Genomic DNA, 23,927 nt, shown 5'->3' with positions numbered 1-23,927 from the left:
GATGTCTGTTGCTTCGAGATTTGTCGGATTCTTGTTGTGTTTTCGACGGGACCCTCAGATGTTTAGATTAATGAGATCGCCGGCAGGGTCGGCTGTGTATAGGAGACGGGGTGGGGACGAGCCCGCGCGGAGGCCCGCAGACGCGCCGTTTCGTCCCCGACGTGGCGGCGTGTCTGCGGGCCTCGGCGCCGGTCCGGTCGCCCACGACGACGGCGCGCCCTTCCGGAGGAGGACCCGCCGTCGTCGTGGGGTGGGGACGGGCGGAGCCCGTCAGGCGGGCCGGATCAGGCCGGCACCACCGGGTTCGAACGCGTGGCCACGACCTGCTCGTCGTGCAGCTCGCGGTCCTGGATGCCCTTGGGGACGAACAGGACGGCGATGAGCGAGACCGCGGAGATCGCGATGATGTACCAGGCCACGTTCTCCCAGCCGGTCTTCACGAGCTGGTCGGCGATCAGCGGGGCGAAGGCGCCGCCGATGATGGTGCCGAGCGCGTAGCCGATGGAGACACCGGAGAAGCGGACGCGGGCCGGGAACATCTCGGCGTACATCGCCGACTGCGGGCCGTAGGACAGACCCAGGCCGAGCGTCAGGACGAACAGGCCCAGCGAGAACAGCGGCAGAGACGCGGTGTTGAGCAGCCCGAACAGCGGGAAGGCCCAGACGATCAGGAAGCCGTAGCCGAGGACGAAGGTCAGCTTGCGGCCGATCTTGTCCGAGACCCAGCCGCCGAGCAGGGTGAAGATGAACCAGCCGACGCCGCCGACGAGGCTCGCGATGAGCACCTCGGAGGAGGTCATGCCCAGGCCCTTCGGGCCGCCGTACTTCGAGAACCACGCGATGAGCAGGTAGCCGACGCCGTTGTTCGCGGCGAAGATCACGGCGGCGAGGATGACCTCCATGGTGTGGTGCCGGAAGAGCTCGCCCAGCGGGGCGGACTCGTCCACCTTGAGCTGCTGCATCTCCTTGAAGACCGGGGACTCCTCCACGGCCTTGCGGATCAGGTAGCCGACGACGATCAGCACCACGGAGATCAGGAACGGGATGCGCCAGCCCCAGGCGAGGAACTGCTCCTCGGACATGGTGGAGCGCACGATGAACAGCACACCGGTGGCCAGGATCATGCCCAGCGGCACGCCGATCTGCGGGGCGGAGCCGAACAGGCCGCGCTTGCCGTGGGGGGCGTGCTCCACGGCCAGCAGCGCCGCGCCGCCCCACTCGCCGCCGGCGGACAGGCCCTGCAGCAGGCGCAGCGCGACGAGCAGGATCGGGGCCCACACGCCGATCTGGGCGTAGGTGGGCAGCAGGCCGATGAGGGTGGTGGCCAGGCCCATGCCGATCAGCGTGAGGGACAGGACGAGCTTGCGGCCGAAGCGGTCGCCGAGGTGGCCGGCGACGATCGCGCCGAGCGGGCGGACGAGGAAGGAGATGCCGAGGGTGACCCACGCGGCGATCTGGGAGCCGTTCTCGCCCATCGGCTGGAAGAAGAGGGCGGCGAAGACGAGTGCGGTGGCCTGGGCGTAGATGAAGAAGTCGTACCACTCGACCGTGGTGCCGACCATGGTGCCGGCGAGGACCTTGCGCTCCTCGCGGCGCTGCTCGGGGGTGCGGGGGTCGGCGGCGCGGCGGGGCGCGACCGGGGACGGAGCGGGGTGAGACATGCGGTGTCCTTGGTCGGGGAGGCGGCGGGCGGCCGCGGGGAGGCGGAGGCTGGCGAGGGAGCCGCGGACGGGATGTGGGGTGGATCGCATCGTATACGATCCACGTGATTCAGCGCACAGGACCGGCGTCACACTTCGGTCACCCGGGAGCGGGGGCTGCCCACCCCACGGGACGACGACGGCGCCGCGCCCCTCGTGCGAAGGGTGCGGCGCCGTCGTCGGTGGCGGGGTGCGGCGGCTCAGCCGCGGCCGGTGAAGTCCGGCTTCCGCTTCTCCTGGAAGGCCTGGAAGCCCTCGGCGTAGTCGGCGGTGCCGCAGAGCTCGCCCTGGGCGATGTTCTCCGCGTCGAGGGACTCCCACAGGCCCACGCGCCGGTCGCGGACCTGGGCCACGAGCTCCTTCGACGCGCGGAACGCGAGGGTCGCGCCGGAGGCCACCTGGGCGACCTTCGCGCGGGTGAACTCGAGCAGCTCGTCCGCGGGCAGGGCCCGGGAGAACAGCCCGGCCTGGACGGCCTCGGCGCCCGAGAGGAGCTCGGCCGTGTAGATCAGGTCCAGGGTGCGGTGCGCGCCCAGGCGCTCGGTGAACAGCCAGTGGCCGCCGGAGTCCAGGGTGGCCCCGAGGTTCGCGAACGGCGAGCCGATCTTCGCGTCCTCGGCCACGTACACCACGTCCGTGGCGATCGCGAGGCCGAGGCCCACGCCCAGGCAGGCGCCCTGCACCGCCGCGAAGGTGGGGACCGGGATCTCGGACATGGCCCGCAGCACCGGGGTGACCTTGTCCCGCAGGTAGGCGGTGGCGTCGTCCTCGGCCGGGACCACGGCGGAGATGTCGCGGCCCGCGCAGAAGCCGCGGCCCTCGCCGCGCAGCAGCACGGCCCGGACCTCGCCGGACTCGACGCCGGCGGCGGCCCGCTCGTAGGCGGCCTGGAGTTCGGCCAGCGCGGCCTCGTCCAGGGCGTTCATCCTCTGGGGGGCGTCCAGCACGATCTCGGCGACGCCGTTCTCGACGGTGATCTCGATCATCGGGGGCTCCTTCGGTCTCGTGGGCGGGCGCTCAGGCGTCGAAGTCCAGCGTGATCGAGTCGGAGGTCGGGCGGGTCTGGCACGTGAGCACGTAGCCCTTCTCCACCTCGTCCTTCTCGAGCGCGTAGTTCTCGTCCATCTCGTACGCGCCGTCGACGACCTTGGCGCGGCAGGTGCCGCACACGCCGCCGGCGCAGGCGAAGGGCACGTCCGAGCGGACGCGCAGCGCGGCGTTGAGGACGGTCTCGTGGGCAGACGTGGGGGACTCGACCTTGGCGGTGAGGCCGTCGAGGTTGAACTCGATGGTCACGTTGTCGCCCTGCGGGTCCACCTCCACCACGCGGCCGGAGTGGCCCTGCGGGTTCTCCGGGCGGCCGGTGGTGAACAGCTCGAAGCGCACGTCGTCCTCGGACACGCCGCGGGCGGCGAGCGTCTCACGGGTGAGCTGCACGAGCTCGAACGGGCCGCAGAGGAACCACTCGTCGGTGCCCTCCACGCCGATCACGCGGTCCAGGAGGGTGGTGAGCTTGTCCTCGTCGATGCGACCGGAGAGCAGCGGGGACACGCGCTGCTCGCGGGAGAGCACGTGGTGCACCGTGAACCGGGCCGGGTACTTGTCCTTGAGGTCGCCGATCTCCTCGGCGAACATCACGTCCATGGCGGAGCGGTTCGCGTAGACCAGGTCGAAGCGCGAGGTCTCGGAGGCCGCGAGCACGGCCTTGGCGATCGCCATGATCGGGGTGATGCCCGAGCCGGCCGCGAACGCCACCAGGTGCGTGTCCTTCTTCTCCGCGACCTTCTCCGCCGCCACCTTCTGGGCGTCGTTGAGGGAGGTGACGTGCGTGCGGGACGTGAACGCGCCCTGCGGGTTCATCACGTCGATCCTCTCGCCGACCTCGAGGCTCTCGTTGGCCCACGTGGAGAACGTGCCGCCGATGTCCTTCTTCACGGCCACGCGGATCTCGCCGCGCTTCGGGACGGCGCAGATCGAGTAGGACCGGCGCACCTCGGCGCCGTCGAGCTCCTTGCGCAGGGCCACGTACTGACCCGGCACGTAGTCGTAGTCGTCGGCGAGCTCCTCGGGCACCGCGAAGGTGACCTCCACGGAGTCGTCGGTCAGGCGGCGCAGCTCGGACACCTCGAGGGTGTTGAACGTGGCGCGGCGCTTGCCGGTGGCGGGGGCGTCGGTGGTCTCGGTCATCAGTGCACCTTGAAGTAGTCGAAGGGCTCGAGGCACTCCCGGCAGGTGTAGAGGGCCTTGCAGGAGGTGGAGCCGAAGCGGGTGATCTCGCGGGTGTTCAGGGAGTGGCAGCGCGGGCACTTCACGGCCATGCCGATCCTGACCGGGCCGTCCGTGGTGCGCGCGACGGGCGGGGCGATGCCGTACTCGTTGAGCTTGGCCTTGCCCTCGTCCGTCATCCAGTCCGTGGTCCACGCCGGCTGGAGCACCAGGCGCACCTCGGCGTCGGGGAACCCGGCGCGCTCGAGCGCGCGGCTGACGTCCGTGGTGATGGTGTCCATGGCGGGACAGCCGGAATAGGTGGGCGTGATGACGACGACGGCCCTCTCGCCATCGGCCCGTGCCTCCCGGAGGATCCCGAGGTCCGCGATGGACAGCACGGGGATCTCCGGGTCGTGCACGGTGGAGGCCGCATCCCAGACCCGCGCGTCGGCGGGATCGGCGGGGCGCAGCTCGCTGGCGGTGGTCACCAGGTCGCTCCCGGGTGACGGCGCGCCAGGGACTGCATCTCCGCGAGGATGTACCCGCGGTACTCGCTCATGGCACCGGAACGGTCGCCGCCGCGGGCGGTGCCCGTCGTCGGGACGGTCAGGCCGGCCTCCTCGATGGCCGCGCGGATGCGGGTCATCGTGGGCTCCTCGAGCGAGGACGGCAGCACGGCGACGCCCTGCTCGGCGAGGGCGCGGACGACGTCGTCGTCGTGGAAGAGCTCGGCCACGTAGGGCCACAGCTCGTCCAGGCCGCGCTGCATGCGGCGCTTCGACTCCTCGGTGCCCAGGCCCAGGCGCTGCAGCCACAGGGCGGCGTGGTCCTGGTGGTACAGGACCTCCTTGAGGGCCTTGTCCGCGATGGCGGCGAGCGTGGAGTCCGTGGACTCGCGCAGGCGGGTGTACAGCTCGTACGAGTAGAAGGAGTAGTACAGCTGGCGGGCGATCGTCTTGGCGAAGTCGCCGTTCTCGGCCTCCACGAGGCGGACGGAGCGGAACTCCTCCTCGTCGCGGAAGTACGCGAGCTCGTCCTCGGTCTTGCCCCACGCGGTGCCGGCGTAGGAGAGGAGGAAGCGGGCGTGGCCCACGAGGTCCAGGGCGATGTTGCCCAGGGCGATGTCCTCCTCGAGCTCCGGGGCGCGGGAGATCCACCAGGACAGGCGCTGACCGAGCATCAGGGCGTCGTCGCCGAGGGCGAGGGCGTAGCGGGCGACGTCGTCGCTCGCCTTCTGCTCGCCCGCCGCGATCTCCTCGGCGGTGATGGCCACGCCCGCGGAGTGCCTCGTGGCGGAGTCGTTGGTCGCGAAGCTCACAGGTGCGGCACCCCCTCGGACTGCTGGTAGTAGGTGGCGTGACGGTAGGACTTGCCCTGCGCGGACTCGAAGAAGCCGCCCTTGGAGTCCGGGTCGGAGGCCGCGATGGCCTCGGCCGGGACGACCCACACGGAGGTGCCCTCGTTGCGGCGGGTGTACAGGTCACGCGCGTTGCGCAGCGCCAGGGTGGCGTCCGGGGCGTGCAGCGAGCCGGCGTGCACGTGGGAGAGGCCGCGGTTGGCGCGGACGAAGACCTCCCACAGGGGCCAGGCGTGGGAGGCGGCGGTGGTCTCGCTCATGGGTCAGGCTCCGATCAGGTGGGTCTCGGCCGGCGCGTTCTGCTCGGCCTGGCGGCGGGCGTAGGCGGCGGCGGCCTCGCGGACCCAGGCGCCCTCCTCGTGGGCCTGGATGCGGCGGGCCATGCGCTGGGTGTTCATGGGGCCGTCGCCCTTGATCACGGACATGAACTCGTCCCAGTCCAGCTCGCCGAAGTCGTAGTGGCCGCGCTCCTCGTTCCACTTCAGGTCCGGGTCCGGCAGGGTGAGGCCGAGGGCCTCGGCCTGCGGGACGATCATGTCCACGAAGCGCTGGCGCAGGTCGTCGTTGGAGAAGCGCTTGACCTTCCAGGCCATGGACTGGCGGGAGTTGGGGGAGTCCTCGTCCGGCGGGCCGAACATCTGCAGGGCCGGGCCGTAGAAGCGGTCCACGGCGTCCTGGGCCATCTGCTTCTGCTCCGGGGTGCCGTGCGAGAGCTCGTAGAGGATCTCCCAGCCCTGGCGCTGGTGGAACGACTCCTCCTTGCAGATGCGCACCATCGCGCGGCCGTACGGGCCGTAGGAGGCGCGGCACAGCGGCACCTGGTTGCAGATCGCGGCGCCGTCGACGAGCCAGCCGATCGCGCCCATGTCCGCCCAGGTGCGGGCCGGGTAGTTGAAGATCGAGGAGTACTTCGCGCGGCCGGAGAGCAGCTGCTCGTTCAGCTCGTCCCGCGGGGTGCCGAGGGTCTCGGCGGCGGAGTACAGGTACAGGCCGTGGCCGGCCTCGTCCTGGACCTTGGCCATCAGGATCGCCTTGCGCTTCAGGGAGGGGGCGCGGGTGATCCAGTTGGCCTCCGGCTGCATGCCGATGATCTCGGAGTGCGCGTGCTGGGAGACCTGGCGGGTCAGGGACTTGCGGTACGCCTCGGGCATCCAGTCGCGGGGCTCGATGCGTGAGTCCTCCGCGATCAGGCGATCGAAGTTCTCCTGGCCGGCCGCATCCTCGGGGGACGGGACGGAGGCCAGGTGCTGGGGGGAGCTGGTCTGCGTCATGGGGATCACCTCACGCTGAGTGCGGGCTGGTTCCGTGGTCAGGGCGCACCGGGGCGCACCGAATTACTGACCGCTCGTTCAGGATAGGCCAGGGTGTGACCTCGGTCAACACGCCGGGGCGCGCGGGGCCCGGGTGCGACGCGGCCGCCGGGACGGTGCGGGAGGGTTGGCTCCTGCACAGGCGTCCCGACGGCGTCCCCCATCCCCGGATCGTCCCTCGCCGCGGTCGCCGGACCCGGGCCCTCCCTACGGTGGCCGCATGTCACCCCTCATCGGACCTCAGCAGATCGCCACGGCCCTGCGGGCCGCCGGACTCGACGACGACGCCGCCCGCCTGGCCGCGTGGGCCGACCCCGCCCGGCGCGAGCGGGAGGCCGCCGAGCAGGCCCTCGCCGACCTCGCCGTGGCCCAGACCCAGCTGCGCACGGCGCTGGGCGGGCTGGTCAGCGCCGCCACGGACGTGCGCTCGGCGATGCACACGGCATGGCGCGGGGAGGCCGCCGGCGCCTATGGGGAGGCCGTGCGCCGCGCGGTGACCCTGGCGGCGGAGCTCGAACGGGAGGCCGGGGAGTGGCTCGCCCTGCGGGCCACCGCCGAGCGGGACGCCGAGGACGCGCGCCGGGACGCGGAGGCCCGGCAGCGGGCGGCCGAGGAGACGGCGCTGGCCGTCCTGCGCTCGCTGGCGGTGGCGGCGTGACCGGCGGGCGGGGTGCCGGTCCGGGGGCGGTGGCCTTCAGCACGCACGGCGGACCGGGCTCGATCTACGCGGAGGCCGAGGAGATGCGCGTGGTGGCCGGGCGGCACGAGCACGCCGCCGACGAGGCGGCCGGAGCCTCGTGGCAGGTCGACGCGGCCGCCTTCGGGCTGGGCCGGTCGGCCACGTGGCTCGCCTCCGCCGCCCTGCTGCAGGACCGGCTGGCGGAGGCGGTCGGTCGGGTGCGGAGCCTGTCGGAGCAGTGCGCCGAGCTGCACCGTGACCTGCTCTCCGCGGCGGCCCGCTACGAGGAGGCCGAGCGCGCGGCGGCCGGCATCATGGCCGCCGAGGACGCCTCCCTGGAGGAGCTGCCGGCGCTGCTCTGGCGGGACGGCCATGACGGCCTCACCACCCGCGAGGCGGAGCGGCTCGTGCAGGACGTCGTCCAGGCGGTGCCCGAGGCCATCGTGGCCGCCATGCTCGCGGCCGCCGGGTTCCCCCTGCTCGCGGCGCTGGCGCGGATCGACGTGAAGATGCTGACGAGGGCGCAGAAGCGCGTGCTGAAGCGGCCCGTCTCCTCCGCGGCGAAGAAGGGGACGGATGCCGCGTCGGACCTCACCGAGGCGCTGCGGGTCTCCCCGGACGAGGCATGGACCGTGGCGGCGGACGCCCTGACCCTCGCCGGTGCGGCGCCCCGGGGCGCGGTGACCCCGCACGGGGCGCCGCAGGACCGGCCGACGGCGCCCGCCCTGCTGGACGGCTCGGCCACGGGGCTGGCCTCGCTCATCCCGCGTGAGGAGGGGGACGGGGACCTCACGGTCACGGAGGTGGTGCGAGAGAACGGGAGCCGCGCCTGGGTGGTGGGCCTGCCGGGCACCCGCGGCGGCCTGATCCCGGATCCCGAGTCGACCGACCCGTGGGACGCCGGCGGGCTGCTGGACGCCCTCGGCTCCGAGTCCGAGGTCACGGCCCCGGCGGTGCGGGCGGCGCTCGAGGCGGCCGGCGTCCCGCACGGCGCCCCGCTCGTCCTGGCCGGCTACTCCCAGGGCGGGGTGCACGCCGTCAACCTGGCCGGGCGCGAGGACTTCACGTCCGTGTACCCCGTGGCCGGCGTCATGACGGTCGCGGCACCGTCCGGCAACGCGGTGGAGACCGGACGGACCGAGGTGCTGGAGTTCTCCTCGGACGGGGACCTGGCCGTCGCCGCGGACGGGGCGCCCGCCCCCGTCTCGGCGCGCCGGGCCGAGGTGGTCTTCCACCCGGCCGGACACGGGTGGGATGCGCCCGGGGGTGGCTTCCGGCCCACGTCTCCGCTGGCGGCCGAGGACGACCTGGGCGCCGCCCACGCCTTCGACGCCCAGGTGGACCTGATCCGGCAGTTCGAGACCGCCGAGCCCGCATCCCGGGCGGAGGTCGCCGGGCTCTCCGCCGCGTTGGCCGGGCTGACCGCCGGCACCGTGGCCTCGAGCCGGGCGGTGCGCCTGCGCCGCACGCCGCCCGAGCGGGACCACCTGCCCCCGGGATCCCGGTGAGCGCACCGGCGGGGGGCGCCCGCCACCTGCTCAGTTCGCGTCGAGCAGCACGCCCGCGAAGAACGCGTTCAGGCGGTCGACCTCGTCCAGGCCGAAGACGCCGGAGACGTACTGGTCTGGGCGGACCACGACGACGGCGCCGTCACGGCTGATGCCGCGGGCCTCGAAGATGTCCTCGCCGTGCTTGGGCTGACACGTGGCGAAGATGTTGTTCAGGTCGTGCAGGCCGAGGGGGCCGGTGGTCGGCCGGAAGATCGACGGCACGTCCGGGTGGGCGAACTCGGTCTGCTTCTGCTGGTACACGACCTTGATGTCGAAGCGGGCGTCTTCCGGTCCGTCCGACGGGGTGTGGCGGTTGCGGAAGGACCGCGGGTCCTCCACGATCGCCTTCGCCCACGCCGCGACCTTCGAATCCTCGGCGCGCGGGGAGGCGGTGTCGGCGAACACGTAGACGCGCCAGCGGCCGTCCGCGCGGTGCAGGTGGCCCAGGTGCTTCACGTTGGTGTCGCACGAGCGCTCCACCAGCCCCGACTTGAAGCGCTTGCCGATGGGGTAGCCCTGCGCCAGCGCCTGACCGGTGGCGTCCGTGGTGAGGAGGGAGGGTTGGTACTCCGTCATGAAGCCGGCCGGGAACTCGGCGGTCTTCGTGTAGAACTCGGCCACCTCGTTCGGGTCGCCCAGCTCGGAGGTGGGCTTGGCCATGAGCGTCGACCACTCCTTGTCGAAGTCGATCAGGTTCTTGGCGATCTCCTTGCGCTCCTCCGAGTAGGTCGGCACGAGCTCGACCGGGGCCATCCCGGAGAGCACCTGGCCCAGCTTCCAGCCGAGGTTCCAGCCGTCCTGCATGGACACGTTCATGCCCTGGCCGGCCTTCGCGGAGTGGGTGTGACAGGCGTCGCCGAGCAGGAACACGTTGGGGTGGGCCACGCGCTCGCGGTTGTCGAAGCCCGAGGTGAGGCGGTGGCCCACCTCGTACACCGAATGCCAGGCGACCTCCTTCACGTCCAGCGTGTAGGGGCGCAGGATCTGCTGGGCCCGGCGGATGATCTCCTCGAGCGGGGTCTGGCGCACCTTGTGGTTGTCGTCCGCCGGGACCTCGCCGAGGTCCACGTACATGCGGAACAGGTGCCCGCCTTCGCGGGGGATCAGGAGGATCGAGCCGCTGGACGAGTGGATCGCGCACTTGGTGCGGATGTCCGGGAAGTCCGTGTCGGCCAGCGCGTCCATGACGCCCCACGCGTGGTTCGCGGCGTCGCCGGTCAGGGTGTGGCCGATCGCCTTGCGGACGCGAGAGCCCGCGCCGTCCGCGCCCACCACGTACTTGGCGCGCACCTGGCGGGTTGGTCCCGAGGCGGGGTCCTCGAGGGCGTTGCCCTGGGCGTCCACGGTGCGGCGCAGGGTCACGAGCACGGGGTGCTCGCCGTCGTTCGTGTCCTCGAGGGTCTCGAACGCCCAGCCGTAGTCCGGCTCCGCACGGGTGGGGGAGTTCTTCATGTACTCGGCGAACCAGTCCAGGATGCGGGCCTGGTTCACGATCAGGTGCGGGAACTCGGAGACGCCCTCCGGGTCGTCCTCGGCCAGCGAGGTGCGCACGATCGTGTCCGCGTCGTCCTCGGCCGGGTTCCAGAACGCCATGGAGGTCAGGTCGAAGGCCTCGTCGATGATCTCGCTCGCGAAGCCGAAGGCCTGGAAGGTCTCCACGGAGCGGGCCTGGATGCCGTCCGCCTGGCCGATCTCGAGGCGGTGGGGGCGGCGCTCGATGATGCGGGTGTGGACGTCCGGGAACATCGCGAGCTGGGCGGCGGCGATCATGCCGGCCGGGCCGGAGCCGACGATCAGCACGTCCATCTCGTCCGGCAGCTCGGCGGGGCGGTCCAGGCCGATGCCGGCCGCCACCTGGACGCGCGGGTTCGTGGAGACATAGCCGTGGTGGTGGAAGAGCATGGGGGTCCTTTCGCTGCGGGGGATGTCGCTGCGCGGCGCGCGTGCCACCCGACGGCGTGTTCTCTCAGAGAACACGGTGTTCCCCCTGGGAACACATGTGTGCCAGACTGTACGCGGACGTGACAGGGTTCACAACCGGTGCGCGGGCCGACCACGCCCCGGGCGCGTCACGTCCGGCACGCGAGGCGAGGAGCACGGATGGCAGAGCACGACGGCGGCCCGGTCCGGGAGGGCGCACCCTCCCAGACGCTCTCCCGCGCGCTCACCCTGCTCGAGACCGTCGTGGAGGCGCCCGAGCCGCCCACCATCGCCGACCTCGCCGACGGCCTGGGCGTCCATCGCTCGGTCGCCTACCGCATGCTGCGCACCTTCGAGGCCCACGGCCTGCTGCGCCGCGACGGCCTCGGCCGCGTCCACGCCGCCCCCGGCCTGGCCGTCCTCGCCCGCCGGGTGGAGCAGGATCTGCGCGCGGCGGCCATGCCGCACCTGACCGCCGTCTCCACCGACCTGGGCATGACCGCGTTCCTGGTGGTGTGGGACGGGGCCCACTGCCTCACCCTGGCCACGGCCGAGCCGCCCAGCGGCAACCTCGTCACGCAGCGGCCGGGGACCCGGCACCCCCTCGGGGTCGGTGCGCCGGGGATGGCGATCGCCGTCGCCCTGACCGGACAGGAGTGGGCGCGGCTGCCCGGTGAGGCCCCGCCCGAGCGACCCGAGCTCGACGACGTGCGGGAGCGCGGCTGGGCCGTCAGCTCCGACGAGGTCATCACCGGCGTCTCCTCGGTGGCCGTGCCGCTGCGGGTCCCGGGCCAGCTGCCCGCCGCCCTCGCCGTGGTCTACGCGACGCGGCCGGAGGACCCGGCGCGCCTCGGGGACCGGCTCGGTGAGGCGGCCCGGGCCGTCGCCGTCGCCTTCGGCGCAGCCTGAGCCCGGGTCCCGTGGTGCCGCTCACGGCGTCCGCAGCCCGCATTACCCTGGTGGCCATGACTGATGACGCACAGCAGACGCCCGCCGTGGTCGCGCCCCACAAGAAGGTCGGCATGCTGCCGCCGTACGCCGCCGGCAAGCCGCCGGTCGCCGTCCCGGGCCTGCACCCCTACAAGCTCTCCTCGAACGAGAACCCCTACGCGCCCGTGCCCGGCGTGATCGACCGGGTGCGTCAGGTCGTGACCGGCCCGGAGGGCGCGCCCAGCACCCTCTGCCGCTACCCGGACACCCTCTCCACCGGCCTGCGCCAGGCCCTGGCCGCGCACCTGGACGTCCCGGCGGACGACGTCGTGACCGGTGCCGGCTCCCTCGGCGCCCTGGCCCAGGTCATCACCGCCTTCGCCGGCCACGGCGAGGCCGGGGAGGGCGACGAGGTGATCTTCGCGTGGCGCTCCTTCGAGGCCTACCCGATCGTGGTCCGCACCGCCGGTGCCGTGGACGTGCAGGTGCCGCTCACCGCGGACCACCGCCACGACCTGCCGGCCATGCTGGAGGCGATCACGGAGCGGACCCGCGTGATCCTGCTCTGCACCCCCAACAACCCGACCGGCCCCGTGCTCACGACCGCCGAGGTCGAGGACTTCCTGGCGCGCGTGCCCGCGCACATCCTCGTGGTCATCGACGAGGCGTACGTGGAGTTCGTCCGCGACGAGGACGCGGTCAAGGGTCTGGAGATGTACCGCAAGCACGCGAACGTCGTCGTGCTGCGCACCTTCTCGAAGGCGCACGGCCTGGCCAACCTGCGCGTGGGCTACTCGGTCTCGCAGCCGGAGATCACCAAGGCCCTGCGCACCGTGGCCACCCCGTTCGCGGTGTCCACGGTGGCCGAGGAGGCCGCGATCGCCTCGCTCGAGCACCTGGACGAGGTCCTCGAGCGCGTGCAGGTCGTCGTCGACGAGCGCGAGCGCGTCGCCGCCGCCCTGGCCGAGGCTGGCTGGGACCTGCCCTCCTCGCAGGCCAACTTCGTGTGGCTGCCGCTCGGCGAGCGCACGCAGGCCTTCGCCGAGGCCGCCCAGGCCCGGGCCCTGTCCGTCCGGGCGTTCGCGGACGAGGGCGTGCGCGTGAGCATCGGCGAGCAGGAGGCCAACGACCGCTTCCTCGAGGTGGCGCGCGACTTCCTGACGTGAGCGGCCCGGCGTGAGCTCACTCCGCCGGCCCGATCACCCGCCACATCAGGCGGCGGTACAGCAGCGCGCACCCGGTGAGGACCAGCGCCCCGGCGAGCACCGGGGTGACCAGGTAGTCCCAGTCCGCGTTGCTCAGCATGACCGTCAGCGCGGTGGCGCCCGCGGGGGCGTGGATCACGCGGAGCCCGGCCATGGCGGCCATGGCCAGGCCCATGCCGGCCGCGAGCGAGTACCAGGCCAGGGGCAGCATGGAGATCACGGCGATCCCGCATGCGGCCGAGACCACGTGCCCCACGAGCACGTTGGCGGGGTGGGAGTGCGGGCCGTGCGGCACGAGGAACACGAGCACGCAGGAGGAGCCGAAGGCGCCCACCAGCAGCGGCGCGGAGGCCAGGTCCTCGCCGAGGCTGAGGGTGGCGATGGTCAGTGCCCCCGCGATCGAGGCCGCGAGGACCACGTGCCAGGGCAGACGAGGGGCCAGCGGGCGACGCCACGGGTCCAGGAACCGCGGGCGACGCAGACCGGGCAGGCGGGTCATGCGCTCGTCTCATCTCCTCGTGACTCGGTCGCTTCCCGGGTCGGGCTCCTCCAGGGTAGGCCGCGGGCGGGGCCCGGGGCCGTCCGGGGGCCGAGGGGGAGGGACTGTGACGGCCGCTCAGCGGCGCGGCGCCACGAGGGCGTCTTCGGCGTGCCACTCGTGCCTCGGGGGAACGCCGGTTGACTTATCCCGGGTGCGGCGGCCTACGACCGGTGATAACTCAACCGACGACGTCGGCCCGCACCTTCACGCGCAGGCGCGGGCCGACGTCGTCCCGGCGGGGTGCTCAGGCGGTGCGCAGCACCATGCCCGGGTGGAGCATGGTCGAGACCGTCATACCGTTGAGGCGCTGCAGGCGCTCCATGGAGACGCCCGTGCGCTGGGCGATGAGCCACCAGCCGTCGTTCGCCTGGACCACGTACGTGGCGGGCGAGGGCGCCGGGGCGGAGGCGGTCTGGCCGGTCCGCAGCACCATCTCCGGGTGCAGCACGGTGGTCGCGGTCATGCCGTTGAGGCGCTGGAGGGTCTCCATCGTCACGCCGGTGCGGTGGGCGATGATCCACCAGCCGTCGCCCTCGCGGACCGTGTACGTGCCCGGGGCCGGAGCAGGCGCGGGCGGGGAGGCCGGCGCCGTGGCGGCCGTGATGAGCACCATCCCCGGGTGCAGGACGGTGGACGCCGTCATGCCGTTGAGCCGCTGGAGCTTCGCGGCGGACACGCCGGTCCGTCGGGCGATGACCCACCAGCCGTCGTTCGGCTGCACCGTGTAGGTGCCGGTGGTGATCGGGGTGGGCTCCGGGGCGGTCGGGTCGGCGACGGTGCGCAGCACCATGCCCGGGTGGAGCACGGTCGACTCGGTCATGCCGTTGAGCTCCTGGAGGGTGGCCGCAGGTACGCCGGTGCGGCGGGCGATGGTCCACCAGCCGTCGTTCGGCTGCACCGTGGACGTGCCGGCGGTCGACGGCTCGGTCGTCGGGGCCGGCGTCGGAGCCGGGGTGGCCGGTGCCGGCGGCTGGCCGGCCGCCGTCGCGATGGCCTCGGCGCGGTCCCGCAGGTCGTCGAAGCGGGCCATCAGGTGCTGCCCCGGGCACGCGGTCGCGGACGTGGCCCGGTGCGGGAAGATCGTGTCCACGGTGACGGGGGTGCCCGCGGCGTACTTCGTGCTGCCGCCCGAGGTCAGGGTGACCCGGCCCCGCGCGTCGATGCCGTCGCGGTACAGGTAGTAGGCGGTGGCGCGGGCCATCGCGTCCACGACCTCCTCGGACGGGGCGACCACGTCGTAGTCGCCCATCGTGGAGACACCCATCGTGCCCCGGTTGAACCCGCCCGCGTGCGTGCCCAGCGGGTTCGAGTCCAGGGCACCGCGGCGGCCCTCGTAGATGTTGCCGAAGCGGTCCGTGATCAGGTGGTACGGGAAGTCGCCCCAGCCGAGGGTCTTCGTGTAGTACGCGTAGATGCCGCGCATCTGCTCCACGGCCTGGGCGCGCGAGTAGTCGTTCGTGCCGGCCGTGTGGTGGATGGTCAGCGCGCGCACCTGGTCGAACTGCGGGGAGTCCTCCGCCCAGGACTCGTCCGCGCCCCACTGCGCGCGGGTGATCACGTCCGGGAGGATCTTCGCGCGCGCGTCCGAGGCCGTGGCCACGGTGCGGGCCTCGGCGGGCTCCTCGCCCCCGACGACGGCGCTCGACTTCACGCCCCGGGGCAGGCCGGCGGTCTCGGCGGCCTGCTCGGCGGCCACCGCCGGGTGCGCGCTCGCGACGGTCTCGTCCGTGGCGGCCGTGCCCGGGTCGATGAGGGACAGCTCGAGGCCGGCCGGGGCTGCGCCGTCGACGGTGGTCACGCGCAGCTGGGCGCCGTCCGCGCCGAACGCGACGAACGGGTCCGTGCCGGTGCGCGCGGGGGCGGCGTCCTCAGGCAGGACGGGCCGCTCCAGGACCTGCCACGGGCCCCAGGCCCCGTCCTGACGCACGCGGATCTCCACGCGCTCGACGGCGTCGTCCGCCGCGGCGTCCCACACGTCGGCGGCCACCGTGAACGGGCGGTCCACCACGGGCTCGCCGAGCACGACGCCGGCCGGAGCCTCCTCGGCCGGGACGAGGTTCTCGCCCTCCTGCGGGACGGTCGCGACGCCGGCGACCGCGACGGCGGGCGCGAGCGGGCGGGGGGACGCGGCGGAACGCGGCGGGAGAATCTTCATGCGGATGCCTTCGGAAGGTGGAGTGCCCGAGGAACGACAGGCACGGGGCGTGTCGCTTTCCCGGGTCGGTGACGTGGTGCGGGCGGGATGAGGGCCGGAGGGCCGTCGTGATCGTAGCGTGATCGACCATTCCCGGGGACCTTTTTCTCGGGCCTCTCGGGTGATTTCACGCCCCCGTGATGTCCGGTTCATCCATTCACAGGTGGGCACGGTGTGGCGCCGGTGCGGAGCACAGCGGAGGGGTGTCGGGTCCGCGCCGGGGGATACGGTGACGGGAGACCACCACGGGCCGTCCGGCCCGGGAACCAGAGGAGGCAGACCATGGCGGAGCCGATCCACATCGGCGCGGCGGCGGACATCCCGGAGGGCGAGGCGATCGTCGTCCCGGCGGCGACGGCGGGGACGAGGGACGACGTCGCGGTGTTCCACACGGACTCGGGCGAGTTCCACGCGATCGACGACACGTGCACCCACGAGGACGCCTCGCTGGCCGAGGGCTGGCTCGAGGACGACCGCGTGGAGTGCCCGCTGCACGCCGCGCAGTTCTGCCTGCGCACCGGCGAGGCGCTCTGCCTGCCCGCCACCAAGGGCGTCGGCGTGCACCGCGTCGAGGAGCGCGAGGGCCAGCTCTACCTCGTCCCCGGCGCATGAGCCACGACGTCGACGCCCCGGCGGGCGTGCCCGGCTCGGTCGCGGTGGTGGGCGGCGGCGTCGCGGGCTTCGCCGTGGTCCGCGAGCTGCGGCGTCGCGGTTTCGCGGGCGAGATCGCACTCGTGGACCCGCAGGGCGTGCCCTATGACCGGCCACCCCTGAGCAAGGAGTTCCTGACCGGCGACGCGGACGCGCGCCGCCTGCTGCTCGCCCCGCCGACGTGGTTCGCCGAGCACGGCGTGGAGCTGGTGGAGGACGCGGCGGCCCGGGTGGTGCCGGGCGGCGTCCACCCCGACGGCGGCCCCGCGCCCCACCGGGTGGAGACGGCCTCCGGGCGGGTCCTGGAAGCGGACGCCGTCGTGCTCGCCACGGGCGGGCGACCCCGGGCCCTCGACGTCGCCGGCGCCGACCACCCGGACCTGATCGCCCTGCGCACCCGCGCCGACGCCGAGGCCCTGCGTGACCGCCTGACGTTCGGGACCGACGTGGCGGTCGTGGGCGGCGGCTTCACGGGGGCGGAGGTCGCGGCCGCGGCGCGCCGCTCGCTCGCCGCGGTGACGCTCGTGACCGGGACGGACGCCCCGGCTGGTGCAGCGGTCGGGCCGGCGCTGGCCGCCCGCCTGCACCGGATGCACGCCGAGCACGGGGTCGCGGTCGAGGTCGGCCGGGCGGCCTGGATCGAGCACCGGGACGCCGACGGCGGCGCCGTGCTGCCGGCCGCCCACCGGCTCCACCTCCACGACGGGCGGACCGTGGACGCCGACGTCGTGGTGCTGGCCGGAGGCACCGTGCCGGACACCGCGCTCGCCGAGGACGCGGGGTTGGAGGTGGCCGACGGCGTGCTCACGGACGCGATGGGCCGCACGGCCGTGCCCGGGATCCTGGCCGTGGGTGACGCCGCGCGCGCCCGGGAGTCCGCGTGGGCGCCGTCGCGGCACTGGGAGCCGGCCCTGCGGTCCGGTGCGGCCGCCGCGGCGGCGCTCCTGGGGGAGCAGGCGGACGCCCCGGGCGCCCCGTGGTTCTGGTCCGACCGGTACGACGCCCACGTGGAGGCCGTGGGGGACATGGCGGTGCCGGCCGGTGGGCGGATCGTGGATCGCGAGGTGCGCGGGACGGTGGTGGCGAGCTTCGCCCTGGCCGCGGACGGGACCCTGCGCGGGGCCGCGTCGATCGACGACCCCATGACCGTCAAGGCCGCCCGGCGCATCATCGACCGGGGGATCGTGGTGGACGCCGCCGCGCTCGCGGACCCGGCCGTGCCGGTCAAGTCGCTGGCGCGGGGGTGAGAGCGCCCGTTTCGTCGACGAAAGTGCCCTGGAGGGCGCCCGTTTCGTCGACGAAAGCGGTCAGGTGCCGCAGTAGGTGACGAACGGGGCCCCGTCCGCCGGACCCGGCTCCGCGTACCGCTCGAACCCGGGGCGCGGGGTGAAGGGATCCGTGACGGCCTCGAGCAGCCGGTGGACGGCGGTGAGATCCCCGTCCTCCGCGGCCGTCAGGGCCTCGTCGAGCAGGTGGTTCCGTGGGATGTAGACGGGGTTCACCGCGCGCATGCGGGCCGGATCGGGACCCCTCGCCCGCCAGTCCGCGAGCCAGGCGGCGAGACCCGCGGTGTCCGGGGCACCGGGGACGAGTCGTGCCGCCTCGGTGCGCGCCGCGTCGTCGTCCACGGGCGCCGCCGTGTGCTCGGCCAGCCGCACCCAGAACGAGGTCCAGTCGGCCCGCGCCGCGGCCAGCCACGGGAACAGGCGGTCGGTGAGCGCGGCGACGTCGTCCTCCGCCACCGACGCCGGGAGGCCGAGCTTGTCCCGCAGTCCGCCCCGCCACGCCGCGAGATGGGCGCCGTGGAACCTGCCCAGCGCCTCCTGGGCGAGTGCGACGGCGCGGTCGGGGTCGTCGTCGAGCACGGGCACGAGGGCCTCGCCGAGCCGGGCGAGGTTCCACGCGGCGATGGGCCCCTGGTTGCCGTACGCGTACCGGCCCTGGGTGTCGATCGAGGAGAAGCTCGCGGCCGGGTCGAAGGCGTCGATGAACGCGCAGGGGCCGTAGTCGATGGTCTCGCCGGACAGGGTCATGTTGTCCGTGTTCATCACACCGTGCACGAAGCCGACGAGCATCCAGCGGGAGATGAGCTCGGCCTGCGCGGCGATCACCGCCTCGTAGAGCGCGAGCGCGGGGTGCTCGGCGTCGGTGGCGTGCGGGTGGTGGCGGGCGATGGCCTCGTCGACGATCCGGCGCAGCACCTCCGTGGGGTGCGCCTGCTCGGGGAGGGCCGCGGCGTACTGGGCCGTGCCGACGCGCAGGTGCGACGCGGCCGTCCGGGCTAGCACCGCGCCCGGCAGCACGGTCTCGCGGCGGACCGGGTGGCCCGTGGCGACGACGGCGAGCGCCCGCGTGGTCGGCACGCCGAGGGCGTGCATCGCCTCGGAGACCACGTACTCGCGGAGCATGGGGCCGAGCACGGCCTGCCCGTCGGCGTTGCCGCGCGCGAAGGGCGTGCGACCGGAGCCCTTGAGATGCAGGTCGTGGAGCCGACCGTCCGGAGCCGTGAGCTCGCCGAGGAGGAGGGCGCGCCCGTCACCCAGGCGGGGGGAGTAGTGGCCGAACTGGTGGCCCGCGTACGCCTGCGCGACCGGCCGTGCGTCCGGGCCGGGCTGCTCGCCGGTGAGGAAGCGGACGCCGTCGTCGGTGGCGAGCCACTCGGCGTCGAGGCCGAGCTCCGCCGCGAGGCCGGCGTTGAGCAGGACGAGCCGCGGGCCGTCCGTGGCCTGGGCCTGCCAGGGCAGGGCGAGCTCGGGGAAGGTGTCGGCGAAATGCGAGCTCAGGGTGGGGGCGGACGTGGTCATGGGGCCACGCTACGTGGGGGAGGACGGGTGTTCACGGGCCGACTCCCACTGGTCCCGTCCTTTCGAGGCGGGAAATCGACCCCACGGGCGTGGACCAGAGTGCTATGACCTGGATTTCCCGCCTCGAAACGAGGGGGCCGTGGCGGGCCGCGGGGGCCGTGGATCTCACCGGGTCACCCACTGAACTCGGCCGCCCGGCGCCGCACCCGCGCGACGACGTCCGCGTAGTCGTCCCGGGCGTCGGCCCACATGACCTTGATCGACAGCCAGTCGTCGTCGGCGCACCAGCGGTCGCGCAGCACGTCTCGGGCCTGCTGCTCGGCGGTGCGGTGGTGCTCGCCCTCGTATTGCAACGCGAGGCGCCACTGCCGATACCCGAGGTCGACCGTCGGAGCGCGGCGGTCTGACGGGTCCAGCCGACACTGCACCTCGGGCTCCGGTAGCCCGGCGTCCACGAGCGCCAGCCGCAGACGCGTCTCGCGCGGCGAATCCGCCCCCACGCGCATCCTCGCCAGCGCCGCCCGGGCCAGTCCTCGCCCCCGGAAACGTCCCCGTTCGGCCAGGGAACCGATGAGCTCCTCCGTGGTGTAGGCGGGAGCCCCGCGTCCGCCGCCGGGCAGCCACGGCGGGCAGAGCAGGGCGTCACCGGCGACGACGACGTCCCGCTCCGTGAGCGCCGCCCGTGCCGCGCACAGGTCCCACAGGGTGCGGGCCGGCGTCGTCACGAGCACGCCGCCCCGCGTCATCCGCTGTCTCTCCGGCACTTCGATGCGGTGCGGCACCAGACCCGCCTGGACCGGCCGGCCGCCCGAGGTGCCGACGCTGACGTGCACCGCACCGGGGGCCAACAGCCGTGCGGGCACGGTCAGGCCGTGCAGGCGCGCGGCGGTCTCATGGCTGACGACGACGTCGGGATGGCGCCGCTGGTACGCGCGGACCTCATCCATCGTCCACTCACGCACGGAGACCGCCGCAGGGCCGGCCGGCCCGTAGATGCCGTGGCGCAGCCGCCGCAGGTCTGAGGACTGCAGTCGGGGCCACGTCACGCCCGCCCGGCGCGCGTCGTCGACCGTGAAGGCGGCGGGGTCGAGCGACAGCGGCAGCGGGGCGGGGCGACGAGGCATGCGGCGAGCGTGCCCCGTCGCTCCGCGTCCCGAGACGGACGAGCGGGGGTCTGGGGATGCACGAGGGGGTCCGGTGCGGTTGTGCAGGAGGCGGCGACGTCCCCCGAAGCGCCGGCCCCGAGCCATTCGAGGCGGGAAATCCACGTCATGGGCCAGGATCGGACGTCCATGGGGTGGATTTCGCGCCCCGAAGTGAGGGGATGGCCAGGTCAGTACGACGCGCGGGGCGCGCCCTCCCCGTCGGTCGCGGCGTCGCTCGGGGCCGGGCACCAGCGGTCGGCGAGGGCCTCGGCGGCGCGGGCCAGCAGGGCGACGTCGGCGCCCACGTTGACGTAGTCCGCGCCGGCGACGGCGTAGGCGTCGGCCTGCGCGGGCACGAACGCATTGACGCCCACGAACTTCCCGGCGGCCTTGACCTTCGCGATGACCTCCTCGACCGCGGCCACCACCTCCGGGTGCGACTGCTGGCCGAGCAGCCCCAGGGATGCGGAGAGGTCCGAGGGGCCGATGAAGACGCCGTCGATCCCGTCCACCGCCGCGATCCCGTCCGCGTTGCGCACGCCGGCGGCCGTCTCGATCTGCACGATCACGGAGACGTGGTCCGCCGCGCCGGGCAGGTAGCCGGGGACCCGGTTCCAGCGGCCGGAGCGCGCCAGGGCGGAGCCCACGCCGCGCACCCCGCCCTCGGCGGAGCCGTCCGGGTAGCGGGCGGCGGCCACGGCACGGCGGGCCATCGCGGCGTCGTCGACCATGGGCACCAGCAGCGTCTGGGCGCCCAGGTCCAGGAACTGCTTGATGGCCACGGTGTCCAGCGCCGGCACGCGCACCAGGGTGGGCACGCGGTAGCCGGCGATCGTGCGCAGCTGGGTGAGGACGTCCTGCAGGGTCAGCGGGGCGTGCTCGGCGTCGATGAGCAGGTAGTCGAGGCCCGCGCCGGCGCAGATCTCCGCCGTCGTCGGGTCCCCGGAGGAGAGGAACATGCCGGCGGCGGGGCGGCCCCCACGGGCGGCGACGGCCTCGGGTGTGAAGAGGTCGCGGAACAGCGGCTGCGGGTTGTGGCGGACGGGCATGGGATGTTCCTCCGGGGTTCTCCGCGCCCTCCACCCGACGCGGGTTGAGTTGTCACGGGTGGAGCGGGGTCGTACTGGTGATAGGTCAACCTGCGTTGCGGGCGGGGTGGGACGACGACGGCGGGCGGCTCAGGCGAAGCGGCAGGTAATGGTGCCGAGCGGGCCGTAGTCGGCGTAGACGGTGTCGCCCTCGTACACCCACATCGGGCGGGTGAAGGAGCCGGCGAGCACGATCTCACCGGCTTCGAGCGCGTCTCCGTGCTCGGCGATGCGGTTGGCCAGCCAGTGCACGCCGTTGGCCGGGTGGTTCAGCACGCCCGCGGCCACGCCGGTCTCGATGATCTCCTCGTTGCGGGAGAGGATGCCGGAGACCCACCGCAGGTCGACGTCGTGCACGCCCACGGGGCGGCCGCCGATCACCAGGGAGCCCAGGGCGGCGTTGTCCGAGATGGTGTCCGTGATGGTGCGGCCGGCCATCTCGATGCGCGAGTCCAGCACCTCCAGCGCGGGCACCACGTACTCGGTGGCGCGCAGCACGTCCATCAGGTTCAGGCCGGGCCCGCGCAGCTCGTCCCGCAGCACGAACGCCAGCTCCATCTCGATGCGCGGATGGGTGTACTTCTTCCACTCGTACACGTGGCCGGACTCGAACACCTGGTCGTCGAAGATCACGCCGTAGTCCGGCTCGTCGATCCCGGTCGCGTCCTGCATGGCCTTGGAGGTCAGGCCGATCTTGTGGCCCACCTTGCGGCGGCCCGCCTCGACCTGGCGCTCGGCCCAGATGCGCTGGACGGCGTACGAGTCCTCGATCTCCATCTCCGGGTAGCGCGCGGTCAGCCGCGGCACGGGCACGCGGTCGATGCCCGCACGGTGCAGCTCGTCGGCGATCTTGACGTGGGTCTCGTGGTCCAGCACAGCGGTCTCCTTCACGACGACGGGCAGGGGCCTGGCCTTGATCGTATACGATTACGCGGCTCTGCCCCCGGCCCCGTCGCCATCCTGTCACCGCCCCGGATCAGTCCGGGGCGCGCGTCCCGATGCCCAGCCCGGGCTTGCGGCGGTGCACCGTGAGCCAGGCCAGCCCCCCGACGCCCGTCTGCGAGGCGGGACACCCCTGCTCCCCACGCTTTGAGGCGGGAAATCGAGCTCAAACTGGCCCTCCCGGCTCGAATGAGGTGGATTTTCCGCCTCGAACGGCGTGGAGCGGGGAGACGCGGAGGGTGGCAGGGAGGGCGGACGCCGACGGCGGGCACCTGCGTTGGGTGCCCGCCGTCGTCGTGGTGTCCCGAAGCGGCGCCCGGCGGTGCCGGTCAGAGCTGGTTGCCGAGCTTGTACTCGCCCTGCTTCCACTCCGGCATGGACTCCTCGCCCTGCCCCTCGCGGGTGTAGGAGAAGCCGTCGGCGCCGATGGTCACGTCCATCTCGGAGTCGTCGGTGCGGGAGATCAGCGGCTGCAGGTTGCCGTCGAGGTCCAGCACGCGGGAGGCGTCGGTGTACCACGACGGCACGACCGGGGTGCCCCACCAGTCGCGGCGCTGGTTGTCGTGCACGTCCCAGGTGACCACGGGGTTGTCAGGGTCGCCGGTGTAGTAGTCCTGGGTGTAGACCTCCACGCGGTGGCCGTCGGGGTCACGCAGGTAGAGGTAGAACGCGTTGGAGACGCCGTGGCGGCCCGGACCGCGCTCGATGTGGTCGGACATGCGCAGGGCGCCGAGCTTGTCGCAGATCGCCAGGATGTTGTGCTTCTCGTGCGTGGCGAAGCACACGTGGTGCATCCGGGGGCCGTCGCCGCCGGTCATGGCGGTGTCGTGCACGGTGGGCTTGCGGCGCATCCACGCGGCGTAGACGGTGCCGTTCTCGTCCTGGATGTCCTCGGTGACGCGGAAGCCCAGGTCCTGCATGTAGCGGGCGGCACGCGGCACATCCGGGGTCACCTGGTTGAAGTGGTCCAGGCGAACCAGGGCGCCCGGGGTGTAGAGGTCGTAGCGCCAGGCCAGGCGCTCCACGTGCTCGACGTCGTGGAAGAACTCGTAGGGGAAGCCCAGCGGGTCCTCGACGCGCACGGAGTCGCCGACGCCCTTGACGAAGCCGTCCTTCCGACGCTCGACGCGGCGGCCCAGCTCCTCGTAGAAGGCGACCGCCTTGTCCAGGTCCTCGGGGGTGCGCACGCGGTAGGAGAACGCGGCCACGGCGGCGGTCTCGCCCTGGCGCAGCACCAGGTTGTGGTGGATGAACTCCTCCATGGAGCGCAGGTAGACGGTCTCCTCGTCCTCCTCGGTGACCACGAGGCCGAGCACGTCCACGTAGAACTCGCGGGACTGGGCGAGGTCCGTGACCACGAGCTCCATCGAGGCGCAGCGCAGGATGTCCGGCGCCTCGGACGTCGGGGTGGGGAGGGGGTTCTCCGGGTCGATGGGGGCTTCCTTGGTGACGAAGAAGCCGGAGGAGGTCTTCTGGCGGCTCTCGAGGTTGGTCATCGGTGCTCCTTGGTGAGGGGGCGGTGCGCTGTGGCCTGGGACACGGTCACGGGCTCGATCGTATACGATCCGCGCGGCCGACGGGAAGGCGGTCGAGGAACGCGGGTTGAGTTGTCGCGGGACCGGGGCGCCTGCACCCGCGACAACTCAACCCGCGTCGGTGGGCCGGGGGAGAGGCCCGGCCCGGCCCCACCACGACGACGTCGC

Annotated in this window: 21 protein-coding genes; 6 read left to right on the top strand and 15 right to left on the bottom strand. The window is 73.2% G+C overall.

Going from position 1 to position 23,927, the window contains the following annotated elements; translation table 11 throughout:
• Nucleotides 1-284: 284 nt before the first annotated feature.
• The 7 genes from FLM69_RS03400 to paaA all read right to left on the bottom strand — a co-directional run bounded on the left by FLM69_RS03400 (nt 285) and on the right by paaA (nt 6,536).
• A complete protein-coding gene (locus FLM69_RS03400) occupies nt 285-1,661 on the bottom strand; it encodes an MFS transporter (RefSeq protein ID WP_141843035.1) in 1,377 nt (458 codons plus the stop codon).
• 239 nt (nt 1,662-1,900) lie between these two features.
• The gene (locus tag FLM69_RS03395; protein WP_141843033.1) at nt 1,901-2,686 is read right to left on the bottom strand and encodes an enoyl-CoA hydratase/isomerase family protein; all 786 of its coding nucleotides are present in this window, start codon (nt 2,684-2,686) and stop codon (nt 1,901-1,903) included.
• Between the two features lie 31 nt (nt 2,687-2,717).
• Nucleotides 2,718-3,887, bottom strand: coding sequence for a 1,2-phenylacetyl-CoA epoxidase subunit PaaE (gene paaE, locus FLM69_RS03390; protein ID WP_141843031.1), 1,170 nt, complete (start codon nt 3,885-3,887; stop codon nt 2,718-2,720).
• Nucleotides 3,887-4,396 (bottom strand): 1,2-phenylacetyl-CoA epoxidase subunit PaaD, encoded by a 510-nt coding sequence (gene paaD, locus FLM69_RS03385; RefSeq protein WP_061866840.1) that lies wholly within the window; start codon nt 4,394-4,396, stop codon nt 3,887-3,889. The genes paaE and paaD overlap by 1 nt, the downstream gene beginning before the upstream one ends.
• Nucleotides 4,393-5,226: a 1,2-phenylacetyl-CoA epoxidase subunit PaaC gene (paaC, locus tag FLM69_RS03380; RefSeq protein ID WP_095347245.1), complete on the bottom strand. Its 834-nt coding sequence runs from the start codon at nt 5,224-5,226 to the stop codon at nt 4,393-4,395. The genes paaD and paaC overlap by 4 nt, the downstream gene beginning before the upstream one ends.
• Nucleotides 5,223-5,525, bottom strand: coding sequence for a 1,2-phenylacetyl-CoA epoxidase subunit PaaB (gene paaB, locus FLM69_RS03375; protein WP_020624884.1), 303 nt, complete (start codon nt 5,523-5,525; stop codon nt 5,223-5,225). The genes paaC and paaB overlap by 4 nt, the downstream gene beginning before the upstream one ends.
• A gap of 3 nt (nt 5,526-5,528) precedes the next feature.
• Nucleotides 5,529-6,536: a 1,2-phenylacetyl-CoA epoxidase subunit PaaA gene (gene paaA / locus FLM69_RS03370; protein ID WP_036316646.1), complete on the bottom strand. Its 1,008-nt coding sequence runs from the start codon at nt 6,534-6,536 to the stop codon at nt 5,529-5,531.
• Nucleotides 6,537-6,795: 259 nt separating this feature from the next.
• On the opposite strand from paaA, the gene FLM69_RS03365 reads away from it, so the two are divergent.
• A complete protein-coding gene (locus FLM69_RS03365; RefSeq protein WP_141843030.1) occupies nt 6,796-7,233 on the top strand; it encodes a hypothetical protein in 438 nt (145 codons plus the stop codon).
• 29 nt (nt 7,234-7,262) lie between these two features.
• The gene (locus tag FLM69_RS03360) at nt 7,263-8,762 is read left to right on the top strand and encodes a hypothetical protein (RefSeq protein WP_245245392.1); all 1,500 of its coding nucleotides are present in this window, start codon (nt 7,263-7,265) and stop codon (nt 8,760-8,762) included.
• A 30-nt stretch (nt 8,763-8,792) separates the two neighbouring features.
• On the opposite strand, the gene FLM69_RS03355 is transcribed toward FLM69_RS03360, so the two are convergent.
• Nucleotides 8,793-10,706: an FAD-binding monooxygenase gene (locus FLM69_RS03355; protein ID WP_141843026.1), complete on the bottom strand. Its 1,914-nt coding sequence runs from the start codon at nt 10,704-10,706 to the stop codon at nt 8,793-8,795.
• A 198-nt stretch (nt 10,707-10,904) separates the two neighbouring features.
• Here FLM69_RS03355 and FLM69_RS03350 point away from each other — a divergent pair, with 198 nt between their 5' ends.
• Together FLM69_RS03350 and FLM69_RS03345 are read left to right on the top strand one after the other, a co-directional pair.
• Complete coding sequence (locus tag FLM69_RS03350) at nt 10,905-11,633, top strand: IclR family transcriptional regulator (RefSeq protein ID WP_020624880.1); 729 nt, start codon at nt 10,905-10,907, stop codon at nt 11,631-11,633.
• Nucleotides 11,634-11,689: 56 nt separating this feature from the next.
• Entirely contained in the window at nt 11,690-12,820 is a 1,131-nt protein-coding gene (locus FLM69_RS03345) for a histidinol-phosphate transaminase (protein ID WP_181743472.1), read from the top strand.
• Between the two features lie 16 nt (nt 12,821-12,836).
• On the opposite strand, the gene FLM69_RS03340 is transcribed toward FLM69_RS03345, so the two are convergent.
• Together FLM69_RS03340 and FLM69_RS03335 are read right to left on the bottom strand one after the other, a co-directional pair.
• Nucleotides 12,837-13,358 carry an HPP family protein gene (locus tag FLM69_RS03340; protein WP_063188632.1) on the bottom strand — a complete coding sequence of 174 codons (522 nt, stop codon included), beginning with the start codon at nt 13,356-13,358 and terminating at the stop codon, nt 12,837-12,839.
• Between the two features lie 286 nt (nt 13,359-13,644).
• On the bottom strand, nt 13,645-15,555 hold the full coding sequence (locus FLM69_RS03335; RefSeq protein WP_141843024.1) for a LysM peptidoglycan-binding domain-containing protein: 1,911 nt from the start codon (nt 15,553-15,555) through the stop codon (nt 13,645-13,647).
• Nucleotides 15,556-15,876: 321 nt separating this feature from the next.
• Between FLM69_RS03335 and FLM69_RS03330 the strand changes: the two genes are divergently transcribed.
• Both FLM69_RS03330 and FLM69_RS03325 read left to right on the top strand, forming a co-directional pair.
• Nucleotides 15,877-16,206 carry a bifunctional 3-phenylpropionate/cinnamic acid dioxygenase ferredoxin subunit gene (locus tag FLM69_RS03330; RefSeq protein ID WP_141843023.1) on the top strand — a complete coding sequence of 110 codons (330 nt, stop codon included), beginning with the start codon at nt 15,877-15,879 and terminating at the stop codon, nt 16,204-16,206.
• Nucleotides 16,203-17,492: an NAD(P)/FAD-dependent oxidoreductase gene (locus tag FLM69_RS03325; RefSeq protein ID WP_141843021.1), complete on the top strand. Its 1,290-nt coding sequence runs from the start codon at nt 16,203-16,205 to the stop codon at nt 17,490-17,492. Before FLM69_RS03330 ends, FLM69_RS03325 begins: the two co-directional genes overlap by 4 nt.
• A gap of 60 nt (nt 17,493-17,552) precedes the next feature.
• On the opposite strand, the gene FLM69_RS03320 is transcribed toward FLM69_RS03325, so the two are convergent.
• The 5 genes from FLM69_RS03320 to hpaD form a co-directional block, all read right to left on the bottom strand.
• Complete coding sequence (locus FLM69_RS03320; protein ID WP_141843018.1) at nt 17,553-19,049, bottom strand: YdiU family protein; 1,497 nt, start codon at nt 19,047-19,049, stop codon at nt 17,553-17,555.
• Between the two features lie 173 nt (nt 19,050-19,222).
• Nucleotides 19,223-20,173 carry a hypothetical protein gene (locus FLM69_RS03315; protein ID WP_141843016.1) on the bottom strand — a complete coding sequence of 317 codons (951 nt, stop codon included), beginning with the start codon at nt 20,171-20,173 and terminating at the stop codon, nt 19,223-19,225.
• Nucleotides 20,174-20,382: 209 nt separating this feature from the next.
• The gene (locus FLM69_RS03310) at nt 20,383-21,243 is read right to left on the bottom strand and encodes an HpcH/HpaI aldolase/citrate lyase family protein (protein ID WP_141843014.1); all 861 of its coding nucleotides are present in this window, start codon (nt 21,241-21,243) and stop codon (nt 20,383-20,385) included.
• A 129-nt stretch (nt 21,244-21,372) separates the two neighbouring features.
• Nucleotides 21,373-22,158, bottom strand: coding sequence for a 2-keto-4-pentenoate hydratase (locus tag FLM69_RS03305; protein ID WP_049146549.1), 786 nt, complete (start codon nt 22,156-22,158; stop codon nt 21,373-21,375).
• Between the two features lie 395 nt (nt 22,159-22,553).
• Nucleotides 22,554-23,720, bottom strand: a complete 1,167-nt coding sequence (hpaD, locus tag FLM69_RS03300) for a 3,4-dihydroxyphenylacetate 2,3-dioxygenase (protein WP_141843012.1) — start codon at nt 23,718-23,720, stop codon at nt 22,554-22,556.
• Nucleotides 23,721-23,927: the final 207 nt, after the last annotated feature.

Origin of the sequence: Micrococcus sp. R8502A1 (assembly GCF_006704135.1) — a bacterium.
Classification (GTDB): domain Bacteria; phylum Actinomycetota; class Actinomycetes; order Actinomycetales; family Micrococcaceae; genus Micrococcus; species Micrococcus luteus.
Note: the sequence above shows the minus strand (reverse complement) of the source record. Positions and strands in the feature narration are given on the sequence as shown.

Excerpts from the sequence above, each read along its gene's own strand:
- FLM69_RS03345 (WP_181743472.1), top strand. The coding sequence starts at position 11,690 with ATGACTGATGACGCACAGCAGACGCCCGCCGTGGTCGCGCCCCACAAG.
- paaB (WP_020624884.1), bottom strand. The coding sequence starts at position 5,525 with ATGAGCGAGACCACCGCCGCCTCCCACGCCTGGCCCCTGTGGGAGGTC.
- FLM69_RS03355 (WP_141843026.1), bottom strand. The coding sequence starts at position 10,706 with ATGCTCTTCCACCACCACGGCTATGTCTCCACGAACCCGCGCGTCCAG.
- FLM69_RS03330 (WP_141843023.1), top strand. The coding sequence starts at position 15,877 with ATGGCGGAGCCGATCCACATCGGCGCGGCGGCGGACATCCCGGAGGGC.
- paaE (WP_141843031.1), bottom strand. The coding sequence starts at position 3,887 with ATGACCGAGACCACCGACGCCCCCGCCACCGGCAAGCGCCGCGCCACG.
- FLM69_RS03320 (WP_141843018.1), bottom strand. The coding sequence starts at position 19,049 with ATGACCACGTCCGCCCCCACCCTGAGCTCGCATTTCGCCGACACCTTC.
- FLM69_RS03310 (WP_141843014.1), bottom strand. The coding sequence starts at position 21,243 with ATGCCCGTCCGCCACAACCCGCAGCCGCTGTTCCGCGACCTCTTCACA.
- FLM69_RS03335 (WP_141843024.1), bottom strand. The coding sequence starts at position 15,555 with ATGAAGATTCTCCCGCCGCGTTCCGCCGCGTCCCCCCGCCCGCTCGCG.
- FLM69_RS03365 (WP_141843030.1), top strand. The coding sequence starts at position 6,796 with ATGTCACCCCTCATCGGACCTCAGCAGATCGCCACGGCCCTGCGGGCC.
- FLM69_RS03395 (WP_141843033.1), bottom strand. The coding sequence starts at position 2,686 with ATGATCGAGATCACCGTCGAGAACGGCGTCGCCGAGATCGTGCTGGAC.
- hpaD (WP_141843012.1), bottom strand. The coding sequence starts at position 23,720 with ATGACCAACCTCGAGAGCCGCCAGAAGACCTCCTCCGGCTTCTTCGTC.
- FLM69_RS03340 (WP_063188632.1), bottom strand. The coding sequence starts at position 13,358 with ATGACCCGCCTGCCCGGTCTGCGTCGCCCGCGGTTCCTGGACCCGTGG.
- FLM69_RS03400 (WP_141843035.1), bottom strand. The coding sequence starts at position 1,661 with ATGTCTCACCCCGCTCCGTCCCCGGTCGCGCCCCGCCGCGCCGCCGAC.
- paaA (WP_036316646.1), bottom strand. The coding sequence starts at position 6,536 with ATGACGCAGACCAGCTCCCCCCAGCACCTGGCCTCCGTCCCGTCCCCC.
- FLM69_RS03350 (WP_020624880.1), top strand. The coding sequence starts at position 10,905 with ATGGCAGAGCACGACGGCGGCCCGGTCCGGGAGGGCGCACCCTCCCAG.
- FLM69_RS03325 (WP_141843021.1), top strand. The coding sequence starts at position 16,203 with ATGAGCCACGACGTCGACGCCCCGGCGGGCGTGCCCGGCTCGGTCGCG.
- FLM69_RS03315 (WP_141843016.1), bottom strand. The coding sequence starts at position 20,173 with ATGCCTCGTCGCCCCGCCCCGCTGCCGCTGTCGCTCGACCCCGCCGCC.